Genomic DNA, 18,124 nt, shown 5'->3' on the forward strand with positions numbered 1-18,124 from the left:
GACCCTCGCTCAGGAACCGGCCGAGTCGACCTCGTTAAACGCCTCGCGCGCGTTGCGGAAGGCGTCGATGCCGGCAGGCACGCCGCAATAGACGGCGACCTGGAGCAGGATCTCCTTGATCTCTTCCTTGGTGAGCCCGTTCTTCAGGGCACCCTTGACATGCAGCTTCAATTCATGCGGGCGATTCAGCGCGCCGAGCATCGCCAGATTGACGATCGAGCGCGTGCGCCGATCAACGCCGGGCCTGGTCCACAGCGCACCCCAGCAGAATTCGGTCGACCATTCCGCCATGGTGCGCGTGAACTCGTCAGCACCAGCGATCGACCTGTTCACGTAGTCCTCACCGAGCACCTCCTTGCGAACCTTGAGGCCCTTTTCGAACAGTTCGGTCTTGCTCATGATCGTCCCTTTCAGGTCTTGGAGAGTCTAGTTGGAAGAAGTATCGCGAGCCGCCAATGCCGGGCGCAGCGATCGCAGGAGATGACCGGCGTCGTCCGACGTATCGAACCGCCAGACCGCGTCAATGACGCGGTCCGCGTCCCAGTCGCTTTGACCGGTGCGAACGCCATCGCGCAGCTTCTCTTCGAGATCGCGGTCGGACAGCGGCGCAGCCTGGCTGCCGCGCGGCGAGACGACGGTCTCGGTGAGCACCTCGCCGGACAGCAGGCGCAAGGTGACACGCGCAGCGCCAGCCGGCATCTGAGCATCGAGGGCTGCCCTCACCTTCTGTCGCAGCTGTACGATATCGGGCCGGACCACGGTTTCGTTTGCGAACTCGGTCACACCGGCCGCGCCGAGCAGCAAACCGCAGGCCACACAATGATGGATACTGACGCGCGCATCGCGCTCGTTATTGACGGGGCGATCGCCGCGCGCGAGCAGCAGCGCCGAGCCCTGCACTGTAACGAACTCGATCTGGTCGACGTTGCGATCGATCCGTTCGCGCAACAACAGGCAGGCATCGATGACGGAATGGAACACGATGCCGGCGGGATATGGCTTGTAGGTGTTCTTGGCGATCTCCCAGCGCTTGCCGAGACCGTCGAACAAACGAAACAGATCCGGCTCGTCGCCCATGGTGCGCGCCCAGCCGAGCGGGCCTTCGATGGCGCCTGGCGCGGCCTCATAGCCCTGCTGCGCAAGCAGCGCGGCGAATAATCCGTTACGCGCCGCGTTGCCGACGCTGACATTCTTCGCGGCGCTCGGCAGGTTTTCGACGTTGCCGGCGGACTGGCTCGCCGCAATCCCGATTGCGTTCGCAATCCCCTCCGCAGGCAAGCCCAGGAGCTTCGCACAGGCAGCAGCGGCACCAAAAATGCCGCAGGTCGAAGTGATGTGCCAGCCCCGGGCATAATGGCGCGGCGAAACCGCATTGCCGATGCGGCATTCCACGTCCACGCCGAGGATGAACGCCGTCAGCACCTCGCGGCCCGACAGATTTCGCGTCTCCGCAAGCGCGAATATGGCAGCGGCGACCGGCGCTGCCGGATGAATGATCGTCTCGGGATGTGTGTCGTCGAAGTCGAGCAGATTGGCCGATATGGCATTGAGGAACGAGGCGCACAGCGCATCCATCGGCTGCGAATGACCGATGACCGTGGATGTCCCAGCGCCGCTGAAAGGGGCCAGCGTGCGCATCGCCGCCATGACGACGGGATCGCGCGCGGAGCCGAGCGCGGTTGCAAAGAAATTGAGGATCGATCGCCGCGCCTCACCGCTCTGCGCCTCCACGTTCGCCCACGACGAGGACGCGACGAAGTCGGCGAGCGTCTTGCTCACACTTGGAATTGGGTCTTGCGGCACCAGAGCGTCTTCCTCGTTTTCACGGACCTTATGCCGATCCGCGGCAAACTGTCGACCCCAAATGTTATGCTTGACAGCTTGTCTGACAATCATAACAATCTCCTCCGTTGGCGCGGGATGCCGCTGCCACCATGACGGCGGCCGACGAGGCCGGCCGGCGAAAGCGGTTGACCAACGAGATCAAGAAGGCGCGCCCGTCACGGGATCGCGCGACAGGGAGCAGACGATGGCGGGAGAGATCCTCGGCGTAATCGGCACGGGCCGCATGGGCGGTCCCATGGCAGGTCGATTGATCGACGCGGGCTATTCGCTCGTTGTCTATGACACCCAGACCGAGGCCACCCAGCCGTTGGTCAAACGCGGCGCGCAGCTCGGCAAGTCGCCGGCGGACGTCGCCTCGCGCGCCGACATCGTGCTCGCCAGCCTGCCGACGCCCGACATCGTCAAGGCGGTCACGCTCGGACAGGACGGCATCAGCAGCGGAAACCGCGCCCGGATCGTGATCGATCTTTCAACGTCGGGTCCGGGTGCAGCAAAACTCGTTGCCGAAGGCCTGAAGGCCAAGAACATGACGCTGGTCGATGCGCCCGTGAGCGGCGGCATCAAGGGCGCAGTCAACGGTACGCTGGCCGTTATGGTGTCGTGCCCGCAGGCAACCTACGACAGCGTTCAGCCGATCCTGAAGAACTTTGGCAAGCTGTTCTACACCGGCGACAAGCCCGGCGTGGCACAGACGGCCAAGCTTGCCAACAATCTGATGGCAGCGGCGGCGCTGGTGATCACCTCGGAAGCGGTCGCGATGGGCGTCAAGGGTGGCGTCAATGCAAAGGTGCTGATCGACATCATCAATGCGAGCAGCGGGCGCAACAGCGCCTCCGAAGACAAATTCCCCCGCGCGGTGCTGCCCGGCACGTTCGATTTCGGCTTCGCCACCGGCCTTTCCTACAAGGATGTCCGACTGTGCGTGGACGAGGCCGAGGCGATGGGGGTGCCGATGGTCTGCGGCGCTGTGGTGCGGCAAATGCTCGCAATCACCAACGCTAAATATGGCGCGGCTTCCGACTTCACCTCGATCGCCAAAGTGCTCGAGGAGTGGGCTGGCGTCCAGATGCGCGCCTGATCGCGCGAGCTATCGAGGGAAGCGATTGCGATGACGATCGGCCCGACCGGTTCAGGCAAGGTCCCGCTCGCGCGCCAGATGGCGCGGAGCGCGCTTGCGCGGGATCTCGGCGATTTCGAGTCCGAAGTCGTCGCCAAGGCGAAGCTCTGCCTGCTCGACTTCCTGTCCTGCGCCTTCCACGCAGGCAACCATCCCTGGAGCCGCCAGGCTGTTGCGATCGCGCAGGCCGGCGGCAGCACGACGATCATCGGGATCTCGCAGCGCTCCTCACCTGCCGACGCCGCCTTCGCCAATGCCGTGATGGGGCATGGGCTCGTGCGGGAAGACATGCATGCGGCCAGCATCGCGCACCACGGCGTCGTGATCTGGCCGACCTTGCTCGCGCTGTCGGAACAGGTGCCGATAAGTGGAGCGAAACTGCTCGCGTCGGCCGTCATCGGCTATGAGGCCGGCGCACGAATCGGCCGCGCGCTCCTGACCACCGACCTCGCGCGTCTCTATCGTCCGACGGGCCTGGTGGCGCCTCCAGGCGCGGCACTCGCCGGAAGCTATGCGATCGGCCTGTCCGAGGACCAGGCAATCAGCGCCATCGCGATCGGTGCCAACACATCCAGCGGACTTAACGAATGGCCGCATGCCGGCGGCTCGGACATGTACTTCCATCCGGGTTTTGCGGCGAGCAACGCGATCAAGGCGGTCGGACTTGCGGCGGCCGGTGCGTTTGGCTCGGAAACGATCCTCGAAGGCCAAGCCGGCCTGTTCGCCGCCTATCGCCGCCAGGCCGCGCCCGACAGCATTGAGCTCTTTCCGGATGGCGTGTGCGAGATCATGGCTGTCTACAACAAGCCGGTCCCGGCCTGCAATTTCGCGCAGACGGCCGCGCAAGCGGCGCTCCGCGTCTCGCACGAGCTCGTCAGCTCCGACGAGATCGACCGCGTCGTCATTCGTGCACCTGACGCCGCGGTTCGTTATCCCGGCTGCGACTCAATGGGGCCCTACCGCAACGCCCTTCAAGCCAAGATGAGCATTCCCTTCAGCGTCGCCGCGACCCTGGCGCGGGGCGAGATCGAGGAAGAGAATTACTCCGAGCTCGACGATGCCGACATTATCCGCCTCGTCTCGATTACAGACCTCCAGGCCGACCCAGGCTTCACCGCCACCTTCCCCGCCAAGCAGGGCGCGGATGTGACGGTTCATCTGCGGAACGGCCGAACGATCCGGCACGCGTTGCCCGACGTCATCGCCGCAACGCCGTCGGATATTCGCGCACGCTTTCGCACTGCCGCCGGCGCCGTCCTCGGCGAGGACGGCGCGCGCCGCCTTGAGCAACTCATCGACGAATGCGAGCAGCTCGGCAATGCGAGCGCAATCGCAGCGCACTGCCGCCCGGCAACGGAACGGGTTTTTCGGTCGGCATCGTAAGAATGCCGGAGAGTACGGGGGAAACATGGTCGACTTGGAGACCGGCATTGCATCGTCGACAGATGACGCGATCGCCGCGTGGAGGCGAGGCTGATGGAAGGATTTCTGCAAGCCCTTGCCGCGGGCCTTCTGATCGGCGCCGTCTACGGCTTGATGTGCGTCGGCCTCGGCCTGATCTTCGGCGTCATGCGCGTCATCAACTTCGCCCACGGCGATTTCATGATGCTCGGCATGTACACCGCCTTCTACCTCTTCACCGCCGCCGGGGTGCAGGCGATGTTCGGCAATACGGTCGGACCGTTCGTCGCCATTCTGCTGGCGGGGCCCGTACTCGCCGTGTTCGGCTATTTCGTCCACCGCACGCTGATCTCGCACGTGTCGGGGACACGCACCGCCGCGCTGGAGGGTGAAGGGCATTACGCCCAGCTCATCCTCACGCTGGGCATCGCGCTGATCCTGCAGAACGGTGGCCTCATCGTGTTCGGCTCGGTGCTGGCCTCGATCCGCACGCCGCTGTCGAGCTCGGCATGGGAGCTCGGCCCCTTCTTCGACATGAGCATTTTTCTCAACAAGGCGCGCAGCATCGATGCGATCGTCTCGCTGGCGATGATGATATCGCTCTCGCTCCTGATCACCCGCACCCGGATCGGCAAGTCGCTGCGCGCCGCCGCGGACAATCCGACCGCCGCGACCTATATGGGCATCGACGTCGACCGCGCGCACCGCACTGCCTTCGCGCTCGGCTGCGGCATCACCGCGATTGCCGGCGGCCTGCTCGCTACCAACTATCCGTTCCATCCCTTCGTGGGTCTCGAATATGTCATCGTCATGTATGCCGGGGTCGTTCTCGGCGGTATGGGCAGCATCATCGGCGCCTTCTGGGGCGGCATGACCATTGGCCTCGTGCAGCAGATGTCGACGCTGGTCCTGCCGACGCAACTCCAGAACGCTGCGATCTTCGCCGTCTTCCTCCTCATCATCTTCTTCCGTCCGCAAGGCTTCTTCGGGCGCATGGTCGAAAGGACGTGACCATGCTTCGGATGCGATCCTTTCTGCCTCCCCTCCTCTTCACCCTTGCCTATGCCGGCGTCTCGCTTGGCGTCACCAACTCGTATTACCAGCTGATCCTGACGCTGGTGCCGGTGTGGGCGGTGTTCGGTCTGTCATGGAACCTGCTTAGCGGCTACACCGGTCTGATCTCGTTCGGCCACGCCGCCTTCTTTGGCATCGGGGCCTATGCGACCGCGCTCGGGCAGATCTATTTCAACATCTCGCCTTGGCTGCTGATCCCGATCGCCGCCATGCTGGGCGGCATCGCCGGACTGCTGATCGGTTTTCCGACCTTCCGTCTCCAAGGCCACTATTTCGCGCTGGCGATGCTCGCCTATCCGCTCGCCATTCTCTACGTGTTCGAATGGCTCGGCTTCCAGGAGGTGACGCTTCCGATCAAGCGCGACGCGCCGATCGCCTATATGCAGTTCGCCGATCCCCACATCTATACGCTGCTCGGGCTCGCCATCATGCTGGCCACCATCGTGCTGACACAGGTGATCGAGCGCTCGCGCTTCGGCATAGCGCTGCTCGCGATCAAGCAGAACGAAGCCGCGGCCGAAGCCGCCGGGATCAACACGCTGGCCTGGAAACTGCGCGCGATCATGCTGAGCGGGGCAATCGCTGCCGCCATCGGCGGGTTCTATGCGCAGGTGCTGCTGGTCGTGACCCCGCAATCGGTGTTCGGCATGTTGGTGTCGGCACAGGCGCTGACGGTCGCAATGTTCGGCGGCGTCGGCACGGTCTGGGGCCCGGTCATCGGCTCCGTAATCCTCATTCCCCTTGCCGAGATCCTGCACGCCGAGGCCGGCGCGCGCATCCCCGGCATTCAGGGTGTCATCTTCGGGCTCGCTATCGTCTGCGTCATCCTGCTTGCGCCCGAAGGCCTGTTCTGGAAACTCCGCGATCTCCTGCGCAAACGAACCGCATCCAAGGCGACCGTCAGCGACGCCACGGAAACCGCGGCGGCCGCCAACGTCACGGCGCTGAAGCCCGCCGCGCGGCAGGGCGCGGCCACCGGCCAAGTCGTTCTCGAGGTTCGCAACCTCTCGCGTTCTTTTGGCGGCCTCAAGGCGGTGCAGGACGTCAGCTTCAGGCTGCACAAAAACGAGATCCTCGGCATCATCGGCCCCAATGGCGCGGGCAAGACGACGCTGTTCAACCTCCTCAACGGCTTTCTGAAGCCGAGCCAGGGCGAGGTGTTGATCGACGGCCGCGACATGTCCGGCCAGCGGCCGCACGTGATCTGCGAGGCTGGCGTCGGTCGCACCTTCCAGGTCATGCGACCTTTCCTGCGCATGTCGATTCTCGACAATGTCGTGGTCGGCGCCTATGTGCGCGCGCGATCCGACGAGGAGGCGCGCAAGATGGCCGCCGACGCCGTTGTGCGCGTCGGACTCTCCGCCGTCGCCGATCGTATCGCCGGCGAACTCTCGACCAAGGAGCTGCGGTTGATGGAGCTTGCCCGTGCGATCGCCGGCCGACCGCGCATCCTGCTGCTCGACGAGACGCTCGCGGGCCTCGGGCACAGCGAGGCGGATGAGGTCGTCGCCGTGATCCAACAACTCGCCCGCGACGGCATGACGATCGCCATCATCGAGCACACCATGCAGGCGATGGTCCGCCTGGTCGACAGCTTCCTCGTGCTAGACCACGGCGCCGTCATTACCGAGGGCCTGCCCGAGGTCGTGACGCGCGACAGCCGCGTGATCGAAGCCTATCTCGGCAAGAAATGGGTGGGCCATGTTGCGAATTGAGGGTTTGAGCGCGGGTTACTCCGCAAAGCCCGTGCTAAACGACGTCTCGATCAACGTCGGTGCTGGCCAGTTCGTGGCGATCGTCGGGCCCAATGGCGCCGGCAAGACCACGCTGTTCAAGACGGTCTCCGGCATCGTGAAGCCGAGCGGCGGAAAAATCACGTTTGACGGCGTCGATCTGCTCGCAGTACCGCCGCCGCAGCGCGCCCATCTCGGCATCGCTCACGTTCCCGAGGGCCGTCAGGTTTTCCCGTCGCTAACCGTGATGGAGAACCTGGAGATGGGCGCGATGACAGAGAGCGGCCGGCGCGACTGGCAAGCCAATATCGAGCGCATCTTCGAATGGCTTCCGGTCCTGAAGGAGCGCCACAATCAGTTCGCCGGCACGATGTCTGGTGGCCAGCAGCAGATGCTTGCGATCGGCCGCGGCCTCGCCTCCTCACCAAAGCTGCTGATGCTGGACGAGCCCTCGATGGGACTCGCGCCATCGACCGCGGACTTCATCTTCGAACGCCTGATCGAAATCCGCCGCCAGTCCGGGCTGACGATGCTTCTTGTCGAGCAGCGCGTCGCAGAAGCTCTGGAATCGGCCGACCATGGCTACGTCCTCGAAGCCGGACACGTCGTGCTCGAAGGCAACAACGATACCCTGCGCGCCGACGACCGCGTGCGCAAAGCCTATCTCGGCATGTGACCAAAACAAAAACAGAGACCAGGGAGCAAACAAAAAATGAACAAGACATCGAAAGGCAAGATAGCGAACGGATTGACGCGCCGAACCGTGCTGTCTGGCGCCGCCGCTGTCAGCCTCGCAGGCATCGCCCGCGCGCAAGAACCGGCCCAGATCAAGGTCGGGCTGATCGTGCCGCTCTCGGGCATCTACACCCGCCCCGGCCAGGTGATGAAGATGGGCGCTGAAATGGGGATCGAGCACATCAATGCGCAAGGCGGCATCAAGGCTCTCGGCGGCGCCAAGCTGAAGCTGGTCGTGATCGATTGTGGCGACACCACCGAGAAGGCCAAGAACGCGGCGCAGCGCATGGTGGCGCAGGAGCCCGATCTCGTCGCCGCCACCGGCTCCTATCTCTCTTCTTTCACGCTCGCGGTCACCGAAGTGACCGAGCGCGCCGAACTACCGGTTCTGACGCTGTCTTATTCCGACCTTTTGACCGACCGCGGCTTCAAATACATCTTCCAGACCGCCGCGACCGCAAGCCGCCAGTCCGAGCTTGGCCTGCCAACCTTGATGAAGCTCGCCGAGAATGCGTCGGGCAAGAAGCCCAAGACCGTGGCGATGCTGATGGACAACACGGCAACCTCGGTCGCCACCGCCAAGGCGCTCAAGGAGAAGCTGTTGGCGCAGGAAGGCCTCCAGCTCGTCGTCGAGGAGGTCTGGACCCCGCCGCTGTCGGATGCAACGCCGCTGATCCAGAAGGTTCGCTCGGCCAAGCCAGACCTGCTGCTGTTCATGCCGAATGCGGTATCTGACGCCAAGCTTGGCCTCGAGAAGATCAGCGAGTTCGGCCTCGGCCAGGGCAAGATCCCGACGGTCTCCTTCAGCATCACCATCGCCGAGCCCGACATGCTCCAGAGCGTCAGCCCGGACACCGTGCAGGGCATCATGACCATCGTCGCCAATTGGGGCTCCAAGGGCCACGAGGCGCTGATCGCCGAGCTCAAGGCCAGGTACAAGGAGCCCTGGATGACGCAGAACGTCATCTCGACCTATGGCGACATGTGGCTGATGAAGGAAGCGCTGGAAAAGGCCGGCAAGGCCGATCGCAACGCGGTCGCGCAGGCCTTCCGCACCATGGATGCCGGTCCGTCGAAATACTATCCGGGTGGCCAGCTGAAATTCGACGAGAAAGGCCGCCGCGTCGGCGCCGGCGTCGTCATCGTGCAATGGCAATCGGGCGTGCCTGTCACCGTCTATCCGCCCGAGCTCGCGCAGGCTCAGCCGTTCTGGCCAAAGAAATCCTAAAGCGGCGCGCATTTTTTTTAGGGAGGAGAATTGTCATGACTGCAAAGGGCAAGACCGGGATCTCTCGCAGAGCATTGCTAGCTGGCGCCTCCGGCACTCTGATCGCATCCCGCGCCGGCTTGGGGCAGCAACCTGCCGAGGTGAAGGTCGGCCTTCTGGTGCCGATCTCCGGGCTTTACGCCCGCCCGGGCACGGTGATGCGCGAAGGCGCCGAGATGGCGGTCGATCACATCAACGCGCAAGGCGGCATCAAGGCACTCGGCGGTGCCAAGCTGAAGCTTGTGGTGCTCGATTCGGGCGACACCACGGAGAAGGCCAAGAACGCCGCCCAACGCATGGTCGCACAGGAGACTGACCTGGTCGCGGCCAGCGGCGCCTATCTGTCTTCGTTCACCCTCGCGGTGACCGAGGTCACCGAGCGCGCAAACCTGCCTATGCTCACCCTCTCCTATTCCGACCTCATCACTGAGCGGGGGTTCAAATACGTGTTCCAGACCGCGGCCACCGCAGGTTCGCAGGCGCGGCAAGCATTGCCGCAGCTTATCAAGCTGGCGGAGACGGCCTCCGGCAAGCGACCGAAGACCGTCGCGATCCTCACCGACAACACCGGGGCCTCGATCGCCTCCGCAAAGGCGATGCGCGAGGGCCTGCTCGCCGAGAACCAGTTGCAGCTGATCGTCGACGAGACATTCACGCCGCCGCTGGCAGATGCGACATCGCTGGTACAGAAGATCCGCTCGGCGAAGCCCGACCTGCTCTTCTTCCTGCCGACAGTGATTTCGGATGCAAAGCTGCTGCTCGAGAAGATGAACGAGTTCGGCCTTGGCCAAGGCAAAGTGCCGACTATCTCGTTCGGCATCGCGATCGCCGAGCCGGACATGCTGCAGACCGTCAGCCCGGAACTGCTCCAGGGCGTCCTGACCTGCGTCGCGAGCTGGGGTGCCAAGGGCCACGAGACGTTGATCGCCGAATTGAAGACCCGCTACAAGGAGCCGTGGATGACGCAGAATGCGATCTCCACCTACGGCGACATGTGGGTGATCAAGGATGCGCTGGAGAAGGCCGGCAAGGCCGATCGCGTTGCCGTCGGCGAAGCGCTGCGCACCATGGATGGCGGTCCCTCCAAATATTACCCACTCGGGGAGATCAAGTTCGACGAAAAGGGCCGCCGCGTCGGCGCCGGCATGACCATCGTGCAGTGGCAGTCCGGCGTACCGGTGACGGTATTCCCGCCCGAGCTCGCGCTGGCAAAGCCGTTCTGGCCGAAGAGCTGACAACGCCCGAACAAGAGACGGAGAACAAGATGGACAAAGCGACCTACGACCGCGGCCTCGAGATCCGCAAAAGCGTGCTCGGCAATGAGTTCGTCGACAAGGCAATCGCGTCCGCCGACGAGTTCAATCGCCCGATGCAGGACCTCACCACCGAATATTGCTGGGGCTACGTCTGGGGCCGCGAGGGCCTCACGCGCAAGACCCGCAGCTTCCTTAACCTCGCAATGCTCTGCGCGCTCAACCGTCCGCACGAACTGAAGACCCACGTCCGCGGCGCCCTCGCCAATGGCGCAACGCGCGAGGAGATCCGCGAGGTCTTCATGCAGGTCGCAATTTATTGCGGCGTGCCGGCTGGCGTCGATGCATTCCGGAACGCGAAGGAAGTCTTTGCCGAGCTCGACAAGAAGTAACGGACGGCGGCTGCGATGAAGGGCAAATGGGCACTGGTGACCGGCGCGACAGCGGGCCTTGGCCTCGCCGTCGCGGAAGGCCTTGCCGGCGCGGGCGTCAATATTGTCCTTCACGATCTCGTTGCACCGAAGCAGGCCGCGGATGATCTGCACACCCGCTCCGGCGTGGAGGTCATCGCGGTGGGTGTCGATCTGACCCAGCGCGACGCGATCGAGGCCATGATGGCCGATCTGCTCGACCGCTGCGGTGCCATCGACATCCTCGTCAACAACGCTGTGGTCCGGCATTTCTCGGCGATCGAGCAGTTTCCGCCCGAAAGATGGGAACAGGCGCTCGCCGTCAATCTCTCGGCCCCATTCCATCTGATCCGCCTGGCGCTGCCGGCCATGAAGCAGCGGGGCTGGGGCCGGATCATCAATATGGGCTCGATCTATTCGAGCCGCGCGATCGAGGGCCGCATTGACTACGTCACCACCAAGACGGCGATTTTGGGTATCACCCGCGCCGTCGCCATCGAGACGGCCCGTAGCGGCATCACCTGCAACGCGCTTTGCCCGGGCACGCTGCCGACGCCCGCCATCCTCAATAAGATCGCGACGATCGCGTCGAACAACGGCCGTCCGATCGACGACGTGACCCGTGAGTATCTCGGCGAACGCCAGCCGACACAGCGTTTCGTCGAACTGAATGCCGTTGCCGCTATGGTCGTCTTTCTCTGCGGTCCGGCCGCAAAGGACATCACCGGAGCCAGCCTACCGATCGATGGCGGTTGGTCCGTCGCATGAAGACATTGGATTGGGAGTGCTGCGATGACTGAACAATCAGGCCAGACCGTCATACTTACGGGCGCCGCCGGCGGCATGGGACGCGCGATCACCAAGGCGCTGCTCGAGAGCGGCCGCCGTGTCGTGCTGGTCGATCGCGACGCCAAGGCACTTCAGGAGCTAGCGGCGACCGGCCGGGACGCCGTATTCCCGATCCAGCTCGACATCAGCGATGCAAAGGCTGTGGATGGCCTTCCGGACGCCATTCCCAGTCATTTCAAGCCGCTCGACGTTCTCATCAATAACGCGGGCCACGATATCGGCGGGCGGACCCGCTTCGACATCGGCTCGGCGGACGACTGGTCCAACATTATCCAGACCAACCTGATCGGCTTGATGCGCGTCACCCGAGCGATCCTCCCTGCGATGGTCCAGCGCAATACCGGCCATGTCGTCAACATCAGCTCCATCAACGCGGTCCGGATCGTCCCCGATATGGCCGCCTACAGCGCCAGCAAGGCGGGCGTGCACATGTTTACCGAGACCCTCCGTGGCGAGCTGGCGGAAACCGCAATTCGGGTCACCGAGCTCCAGCCCGGCCTGACCCGGACCAATATCATCCTGACCCGCTACCGTGGTGATCAGCAGAAGGAAAAGGACTATTTCAACCAGTTCAAGATGGCGCTCGATCCAGCCGATATCGCCCGCTCAATCGTCTTTGCCCTTGACCAGCCACCCCACGTTCAAATTGCCGAGATGATGATTCTGCCTGTAAACCGGTACTGACTTTTCCCAATTAGGATCCGGACATGGAAAGACGCCGCGAATTGCAGTCGACACTCCGCATCGAGGACGTCCCGACCGTCCGGGCGATGGTCGCGCAAAAGCTGCGCGAGGCGATCATGTCCGGAACACTGAAACCAGGCCAGCGCCTCGTCGAACGCGAACTCTGCGAAATGATGGGCGTCAGCCGCCCCTCGATCCGCGAAGCGCTGCGCGCCCTCGAGGCCGACGGGCTGGTCAACTCCGTCCCCCACCGAGGCCCCGTCGTCTCCACGATCAGCCTGGAGGAAGCCCGGCAGCTCTACGCGGCACGCGCGGTCCTCGAAGGATATGCCGGCCGCGAATGCGCCCGGCTCAACGACCCCGAGGTCGCGCGCCGAATTGGTGATGCGCTCGCGCGGCTGAAGGCCGCCGCCGCCAAGCAGGATCTGGTCGGCTGCCTTGAAGCTAAGACCGACTTTTACGCCGCGCTGATCGGCGGCTGCCGCAATGCCTTCATCGAGCGTATGCTCAAGCCGCTCCACGACCGAATCCAGCTGTTGCGGATCACCTCGATGTCGCAGCCGAAGCGGATCAACAAGAGCCTGCGCGAGGTCACCGCGATCTGGCGCGCGATCCAGAGCGGCGACGCGGACCTCGCCGAGCGCTGCTGCGTCGACCACATCAACGCGGCCGCCGTGGCCGCGCTCGACATGATTGAAAAATCGTCGGCGGCCAAGGAGGCGGCGCCTTCCGACGACTAAAAAAGCCGCCAGGGAGTGTTCGATGACGTATCTCGTACGATCGCTGATCCTGTTTTTCCTGTTCTACCCTTGCGGCACCGCGAAAGCGGACGACTACCCTTCCCGCCCGGTCACGATGATCGTACCATTCTCCGCCGGCGGCCCGGGTGACGTCATCGCGCGCATCCTCGGCAACGCCATGAGCGCGACGCTGAAACAGTCCATCGTCATCGAGAATGTCGTCGGCGCCGGCGGTACGCTCGGCACCAACCGCGTCGCCAAGGCCGCGCCCGATGGCTATACGCTGCTGCTGATGCATGTCGGCCAAGCCACCGCACCGGCTCTCTACGCAAAATTGCCGTTCGACCCTGTCAGTGACTTCGCCATGATCGGGCTCGTGACCGATGTACCCATGATCCTGGTGGCCCGTCCGAACTTTCCGGCCAAGGATCTCGGCGAGATGATCGCTCGCATCCGGAGCGAGGGCGACAAGATGACCTTCGGCAATGTCGGTCTCGGCTCAGCCTCGCAGCTCTGCGGCCTGATGTTCATGAGCACCACCGATACAAAACTCTCGCAGATCTACTATAAGGGCGGCGGACCTGCGCTGAACGACGTCATAGCCGGCCACATCGACGTCTATTGCGATCCCGCGACGGGGCCAACGCCGTACATTCAGTCGAAAACGATCAAGGGCTACGCCATCACCAGCAGGACGCGCGTCGCGACATTGCCTGACGTACCGACCTCGGCGGAAGCCGGAGTTCCCGAATTCAATGTCACGACCTGGTATGGCCTCTACGCGCCACACGGCACGCCGAAGCCCATCGTCGACCATCTCGTCGGCGCACTGCAGACGGCCCTGAAGGATCCCGCCCTGATCAGCCGCTTCGCCGAACTCAGCATGGCGCCGGTCGAGATCGAGCGCGCAACTCCGCAAGCGCTCGAGACGTTCCTGAAAGCTGAAATCAGCAAATGGGGACGAATCATCAAGGCGGCTGGAATCGAGCCGCAGTAGACGACCTTGCGGCGTAGCAAGGCATTAGAACCGCGGGGGTCGCCGTTCGAAGAACGCGCTGACGCCCTCACAGAAATCGTCCGTCGCGGCGCATGCGATGAAGGCCATCCGCTCGCGATCGAGCTGGCTATCGAAATCCGACGTCGCGGCTGTCTCGACCAGCGCCTTGATGCGGGCCATCGCCATCGGCGCAACTTCGGCGAGGTGCTGCGCCATGACGATCGCCTGCTCAGCAAGTTGGCCAGCCGGCACCAGCCGGTTGACCAGACCGAGCGCCAGCGCTTCCTGCGCCGACACCGGCGTGTTCAGGCACATCAGTTCGAGCGCGCGCCGCGCGCCGACCGCGCGCGTCAGCGACCATGTGGTGCCCCCGTCCGGGCTGGTCCCGAGTTTCGAATAGCCCGAGATCAGCCGAGCATCGTCGGCCATCACGGCGAGATCGCACGCCAGCGCGAGACCTACGCCGCCGCCAGCGACATTTCCGGCCACCGCTGCGATCACCGGCTTCGGCATTGCGCGCATCTCGCGCAGCATCGCGTGGAAGCCGTCGATCAGACCTGCCGCAACCTGTGACGCCGTGGACAGCTCGCGATGGAACGTCAAGAGATCTGCACCCGCCATAAAGCAGCGACCGTTGCCGATCAGAACAGCGCTACGGATGCTGGCGTCTTCCCGCACGCCTCGAAGCGCGGCCCGGATCGCCTCGATCATCTCCGCATCGACCGCATTGAGGCGGTCCGGCCGGTTGAACCGGATCATGGCAACCGCACCATGGGTCTCCCGCAAAACCGGTGCGTCGCCGCTCGCATTCGCACGTCCCTTCGACATTACGCTACCTCCTTGGCGATGCGCACTGTTCTCTAGGCGAAAAGCGCCTTGGTCTTACCCCGGTCGATCCGACCGTCGTCGAGACGCGGCAGAGCCGTCGTCAGCACCAGATGTTTCGGCCGCTTGTAGCGGGCGGTACGGCCGGCGACGAAAGCGGAAATCTCTTCGGTGGTCGCGACGCTGCCCGCATGCAGGATGCATACGGCCTTGATCGCCTCGCCCCACTCCTTATCGGGCACGCCGAACACGACGGCCTCAGCGATCGCGGCATGGGCTTTCAGCGCGGCTTCGACTTCTGCGGGATAGACGTTCTCGCCGCCGGGCTTGATCAGTTCCTTGGCGGGGCTGCGGCCGCGGTACCAGAGATAACCGTCGGCATCAAAGGCACCGTTGTCCCCGGTATGATGCCAACCGTTGCGAAAAGTTGTCGCGGTGTCGTCAGGACAATTCCAATAGCCTTCGAACACGCCGGGTCCGCGCACCACGATCTCGCCGGCTTCTCCCGGCGGCACCGGACCATCGTCCTCATCGACGACGGCGATGGAGACGTTCAGGACCGGTCGGCCGGCCGAGCCCGGCCGGTCGCGGAACGGCGCCATGGTCACGAAGCCGGATGTTTCGGTCTGGCCGAATCCGGCATAGAAGCAGGCGTCGCGACAGGTCGTCTCGAACCGCGCGATCGTGTCCGGCGTATCGAGCCCACTCACCACGCGCAGGCTCGCCAGCGACCGCCCATCACCGGCCGCATCGAGCAGCAAGCCGAGCATCGGGGCGAACTCTACGAACAGCGTGACCCTTTCCGAGGCGATCAGCTTCACCGCTTCCTGCGCATCGAATCGCGGCGCGACGACACTCGCCGCGCCCGCACAAAAGCAGGTCAGCAACAGATTGAGACCGGCGATGTGAAACAGCGGCAGCGGCGCGTAGCTGATATCGCCCCCCCGGACCGACCAGGCGTGGATCGCCTGCATCGCATTGGCCAGCAATCCGCTCTGCGAGACCAACGCGCCGCGCGGGTGACCGCCGACCGCCGCGGTGTGGATCATCACGAGTACACCGTCGCCGTCATGCGGTGGAGGCACAGCGGCCGCGCCGGATAGGCAATCGTCGAGCCCGACGAACGGCGCCGCCGCAAGGCCGAGGCCGATCCAGCGCGCGATGCCGGCAAATTCCGGCCGCGCTGTGAGGAACACCGTATGGTGTGTGGTGTCAGAGATGACCAGTTTCGGAGCGGCGTCGGCGACAATATAGGCGATCTCGCCGGAGCTCAGGCGCCAATTGATCGGAACCAGCACGGCGCCGAGCCATGCCGCAGCGCCATAGAGGTCGACGAACTCCGGACAGTTGTCGGCGACGACCACGATGCGATCGCCATGGGCGATGCCGAGCTTTGAGAGCGCCGCCGCTAGCCGCCTGACACGAATAAGGTAATCGGCATGAGAAATGCGCCGGTCGCCGAACACGAACGCAGTGCGGTTCGGAAAGATCGCCGCATTGCGCCTCATGACGTCGACCAGCGTGAACGACCGCAGCCCCATGCTCCCTCCTCTGTCGCGACCTTTCCCTTCGCAACCATGCCGGGCTAGAAGCGGAAGACGCCGTAGCCCTTCTGCCCCAGCGGCGCATTGAGCGAGGCCGAAATCGCCACCCCAAGTGCATTGCGCGTGTCGACGGGATCGATGATGCCGTCGTCCCACAACTCCGATGTCGAGTAGTAGGCCGAGATCTGCTCCTGATAGGCGGTGAGCGTTTCCGTGCGCACACGCGCCAGCGTCGCCTGGTCGACTGGCTCGCCCGACCGGCGCATCTGGTTCGCCTTGACCTCTGCCAGCGTGTTGGCGGCCTGGTCGCCCCCCATCACGCCGATCTGGTGGTTAGGCCAGGCCAGCAGCAGGCGCGCATCGAAAGCGCGGCCGCACATGCCGTAGTTGCCGGCGCCGAACGAGCCGTTGCACATTACGGTAAATTTGGGGACACGCGCGCAGCTCTGAGCCATGATCATCTTGGCGCCGTCCTTGGTGATGCCCCGCCGCTCGTAATCGCGGCCGATCATGTAGCCCGTGATATTCTGCAGGAACACCAGCGGCGTGTTGTTCTGGTCGCACAGCTCGATGAAGTGCCCGCCCTTCAGCGAGGAATCGTTGAACAATACCCCGTTGTTGGCGAGGATGCCGACCTTGAAGCCCCAGATATTGGCGTAGCCGCAGACCAGTGTCGAGCCGTAGTTCGGCTGGTACTCGTGGAAGCGGCTGCCGTCAACGATGCGCGCGATGATCTCGCGCATGTCGAACTGCTTTTTGATGTCGTCCGGCAGAATTCCGTAGAGCTCCTGCGGATCGTAGGCCGGCGCCTCCGGCGGGTCTCGCTGAATCGGCCACTTCTGCGCCTGGTCCCATTGCGCGACGATTTCGCGGCCGATCAGGATCGCTTCATTCTCATTCGCGGCCGGGTAGTCGCAGGTACCGCTGACGCTGGTATGCATGTCGGCGCCGCCGAGTTCCTCGACAGTGGATTCCTCGCCGGTCGCAGCCTTTACCAGCGGCGGGCCGCCGAGAAACACCGCCCCGGTGCCGCGCACGATCACACTGTAGTCCGACAGCGCCGGAATATAGGCGCCGCCCGCCGTGCAATGGCCGAACACCAGGGATAGCTGCTTGACGCCCATCTTGGACAGAATCGACTGATTGCGGAAGATGCGTCCGGCCATGTGCCGGTCCGGAAACAGCTCCGATTGCAGCGGCAGGAAGCCGCCGGCGGAATCGCAGAGGTGAATCACCGGAAGCCGGTTCTCGATTGCGATGTCGAGCGCACGTACGATCTTCTTGACCGAAAGCGGATACCAGGCGCCGCCCTTCACGGTCGGATCGTCGGCGCGTATGATCGTCTCGCGCCCGCTGACGATTCCGATGCCGACAATCGAGCTCGCCGACGGCGATTCGCCTTCATAGGCCATGTTGGCGGCCAGCGACGACAGTTCGAGGAACGGCGTGCCGGGGTCGAGCAATTTTTCGATCCGCTCGCGCGGCCTCATCTTGCCCTGGCTCGACAGGCGTTCGAGATCGCGTTTCGGCCTGACGTGGCGTGCGCGGTCCTGCTTGGCGCGAAACTGCGCGACGAGTTCGCGGTTGCGCGCATCGTTACGGCGGAAATCCGTACCCGAAGTGGAAATCATCGACTGGATCTTGCGCATG

At 64.0% G+C, this 18,124-nt stretch carries 17 protein-coding genes; 12 read left to right on the forward strand and 5 right to left on the reverse strand.

Going from position 1 to position 18,124, the window contains the following annotated elements:
- Positions 1–9: 9 nt before the first annotated feature.
- Both A5906_RS35320 and A5906_RS35325 read right to left on the reverse strand, forming a co-directional pair.
- A complete protein-coding gene (locus A5906_RS35320) occupies positions 10–399 on the reverse strand; it encodes a carboxymuconolactone decarboxylase family protein (protein WP_080139721.1) in 390 nt (129 codons plus the stop codon).
- A gap of 27 nt (positions 400–426) precedes the next feature.
- Positions 427–1,803: an MmgE/PrpD family protein gene (locus A5906_RS35325; protein ID WP_080139722.1), complete on the reverse strand. Its 1,377-nt coding sequence runs from the start codon at positions 1,801–1,803 to the stop codon at positions 427–429.
- 61 nt (positions 1,804–1,864) lie between these two features.
- Here A5906_RS35325 and A5906_RS35330 point away from each other — a divergent pair, with 61 nt between their 5' ends.
- The 12 genes from A5906_RS35330 to A5906_RS35385 all read left to right on the forward strand — a co-directional run bounded on the left by A5906_RS35330 (position 1,865) and on the right by A5906_RS35385 (position 14,105).
- Entirely contained in the window at positions 1,865–2,923 is a 1,059-nt protein-coding gene (locus A5906_RS35330) for an NAD(P)-dependent oxidoreductase (protein WP_245327077.1), read from the forward strand.
- 30 nt (positions 2,924–2,953) lie between these two features.
- Positions 2,954–4,345: an MmgE/PrpD family protein gene (locus tag A5906_RS35335; RefSeq protein ID WP_080139724.1), complete on the forward strand. Its 1,392-nt coding sequence runs from the start codon at positions 2,954–2,956 to the stop codon at positions 4,343–4,345.
- 93 nt (positions 4,346–4,438) lie between these two features.
- Complete coding sequence (locus tag A5906_RS35340; RefSeq protein ID WP_080139725.1) at positions 4,439–5,374, forward strand: branched-chain amino acid ABC transporter permease; 936 nt, start codon at positions 4,439–4,441, stop codon at positions 5,372–5,374.
- A gap of 2 nt (positions 5,375–5,376) precedes the next feature.
- Positions 5,377–7,152 (forward strand): branched-chain amino acid ABC transporter ATP-binding protein/permease, encoded by a 1,776-nt coding sequence (locus tag A5906_RS35345; protein ID WP_186465136.1) that lies wholly within the window; start codon positions 5,377–5,379, stop codon positions 7,150–7,152.
- Complete coding sequence (locus A5906_RS35350; RefSeq protein WP_080139727.1) at positions 7,139–7,846, forward strand: ABC transporter ATP-binding protein; 708 nt, start codon at positions 7,139–7,141, stop codon at positions 7,844–7,846. Before A5906_RS35345 ends, A5906_RS35350 begins: the two co-directional genes overlap by 14 nt.
- A 36-nt stretch (positions 7,847–7,882) precedes the next feature.
- Positions 7,883–9,133: an ABC transporter substrate-binding protein gene (locus A5906_RS35355; protein WP_080139728.1), complete on the forward strand. Its 1,251-nt coding sequence runs from the start codon at positions 7,883–7,885 to the stop codon at positions 9,131–9,133.
- 35 nt (positions 9,134–9,168) lie between these two features.
- Positions 9,169–10,407 carry an ABC transporter substrate-binding protein gene (locus A5906_RS35360; protein ID WP_080139729.1) on the forward strand — a complete coding sequence of 413 codons (1,239 nt, stop codon included), beginning with the start codon at positions 9,169–9,171 and terminating at the stop codon, positions 10,405–10,407.
- A gap of 29 nt (positions 10,408–10,436) precedes the next feature.
- Positions 10,437–10,817: a carboxymuconolactone decarboxylase family protein gene (locus A5906_RS35365; protein ID WP_080139730.1), complete on the forward strand. Its 381-nt coding sequence runs from the start codon at positions 10,437–10,439 to the stop codon at positions 10,815–10,817.
- Between the two features lie 15 nt (positions 10,818–10,832).
- On the forward strand, positions 10,833–11,603 hold the full coding sequence (locus tag A5906_RS35370; RefSeq protein ID WP_080139731.1) for a 3-hydroxybutyrate dehydrogenase: 771 nt from the start codon (positions 10,833–10,835) through the stop codon (positions 11,601–11,603).
- Between the two features lie 24 nt (positions 11,604–11,627).
- A complete protein-coding gene (locus A5906_RS35375) occupies positions 11,628–12,368 on the forward strand; it encodes an SDR family oxidoreductase (protein ID WP_080139732.1) in 741 nt (246 codons plus the stop codon).
- Between the two features lie 23 nt (positions 12,369–12,391).
- Positions 12,392–13,108, forward strand: coding sequence for a GntR family transcriptional regulator (locus tag A5906_RS35380; protein ID WP_080139733.1), 717 nt, complete (start codon positions 12,392–12,394; stop codon positions 13,106–13,108).
- Positions 13,109–13,130: 22 nt separating this feature from the next.
- Positions 13,131–14,105 carry a tripartite tricarboxylate transporter substrate-binding protein gene (locus A5906_RS35385; RefSeq protein WP_080139734.1) on the forward strand — a complete coding sequence of 325 codons (975 nt, stop codon included), beginning with the start codon at positions 13,131–13,133 and terminating at the stop codon, positions 14,103–14,105.
- Between the two features lie 24 nt (positions 14,106–14,129).
- On the opposite strand, the gene A5906_RS35390 is transcribed toward A5906_RS35385, so the two are convergent.
- From A5906_RS35390 to A5906_RS35400, 3 genes are read right to left on the reverse strand one after another with little or no spacing between them, the layout of a single operon-like run.
- Complete coding sequence (locus tag A5906_RS35390) at positions 14,130–14,933, reverse strand: enoyl-CoA hydratase/isomerase family protein (RefSeq protein WP_080139735.1); 804 nt, start codon at positions 14,931–14,933, stop codon at positions 14,130–14,132.
- Between the two features lie 32 nt (positions 14,934–14,965).
- Entirely contained in the window at positions 14,966–16,471 is a 1,506-nt protein-coding gene (locus A5906_RS35395; RefSeq protein WP_080139736.1) for an AMP-binding protein, read from the reverse strand.
- Between the two features lie 44 nt (positions 16,472–16,515).
- Positions 16,516–18,123, reverse strand: coding sequence for an acyl-CoA carboxylase subunit beta (locus A5906_RS35400; protein WP_080139737.1), 1,608 nt, complete (start codon positions 18,121–18,123; stop codon positions 16,516–16,518).
- Position 18,124 lies beyond the last annotated feature (1 nt).

The organism is Bradyrhizobium sacchari, from assembly GCF_002068095.1.
Taxonomy (GTDB): domain Bacteria; phylum Pseudomonadota; class Alphaproteobacteria; order Rhizobiales; family Xanthobacteraceae; genus Bradyrhizobium; species Bradyrhizobium sacchari.

Excerpts from the sequence above, each read along its gene's own strand:
- A5906_RS35345 (WP_186465136.1), top strand. The coding sequence starts at position 5,377 with ATGCTTCGGATGCGATCCTTTCTGCCTCCCCTCCTCTTCACCCTTGCC.
- A5906_RS35370 (WP_080139731.1), top strand. The coding sequence starts at position 10,833 with ATGAAGGGCAAATGGGCACTGGTGACCGGCGCGACAGCGGGCCTTGGC.
- A5906_RS35350 (WP_080139727.1), top strand. The coding sequence starts at position 7,139 with ATGTTGCGAATTGAGGGTTTGAGCGCGGGTTACTCCGCAAAGCCCGTG.
- A5906_RS35385 (WP_080139734.1), top strand. The coding sequence starts at position 13,131 with ATGACGTATCTCGTACGATCGCTGATCCTGTTTTTCCTGTTCTACCCT.
- A5906_RS35335 (WP_080139724.1), top strand. The coding sequence starts at position 2,954 with ATGACGATCGGCCCGACCGGTTCAGGCAAGGTCCCGCTCGCGCGCCAG.
- A5906_RS35355 (WP_080139728.1), top strand. The coding sequence starts at position 7,883 with ATGAACAAGACATCGAAAGGCAAGATAGCGAACGGATTGACGCGCCGA.
- A5906_RS35320 (WP_080139721.1), bottom strand. The coding sequence starts at position 399 with ATGAGCAAGACCGAACTGTTCGAAAAGGGCCTCAAGGTTCGCAAGGAG.
- A5906_RS35365 (WP_080139730.1), top strand. The coding sequence starts at position 10,437 with ATGGACAAAGCGACCTACGACCGCGGCCTCGAGATCCGCAAAAGCGTG.
- A5906_RS35340 (WP_080139725.1), top strand. The coding sequence starts at position 4,439 with ATGGAAGGATTTCTGCAAGCCCTTGCCGCGGGCCTTCTGATCGGCGCC.
- A5906_RS35400 (WP_080139737.1), bottom strand. The coding sequence starts at position 18,123 with ATGCGCAAGATCCAGTCGATGATTTCCACTTCGGGTACGGATTTCCGC.
- A5906_RS35330 (WP_245327077.1), top strand. The coding sequence starts at position 1,865 with ATGTTATGCTTGACAGCTTGTCTGACAATCATAACAATCTCCTCCGTT.
- A5906_RS35380 (WP_080139733.1), top strand. The coding sequence starts at position 12,392 with ATGGAAAGACGCCGCGAATTGCAGTCGACACTCCGCATCGAGGACGTC.
- A5906_RS35360 (WP_080139729.1), top strand. The coding sequence starts at position 9,169 with ATGACTGCAAAGGGCAAGACCGGGATCTCTCGCAGAGCATTGCTAGCT.
- A5906_RS35375 (WP_080139732.1), top strand. The coding sequence starts at position 11,628 with ATGACTGAACAATCAGGCCAGACCGTCATACTTACGGGCGCCGCCGGC.
- A5906_RS35390 (WP_080139735.1), bottom strand. The coding sequence starts at position 14,933 with ATGTCGAAGGGACGTGCGAATGCGAGCGGCGACGCACCGGTTTTGCGG.
- A5906_RS35395 (WP_080139736.1), bottom strand. The coding sequence starts at position 16,471 with ATGGGGCTGCGGTCGTTCACGCTGGTCGACGTCATGAGGCGCAATGCG.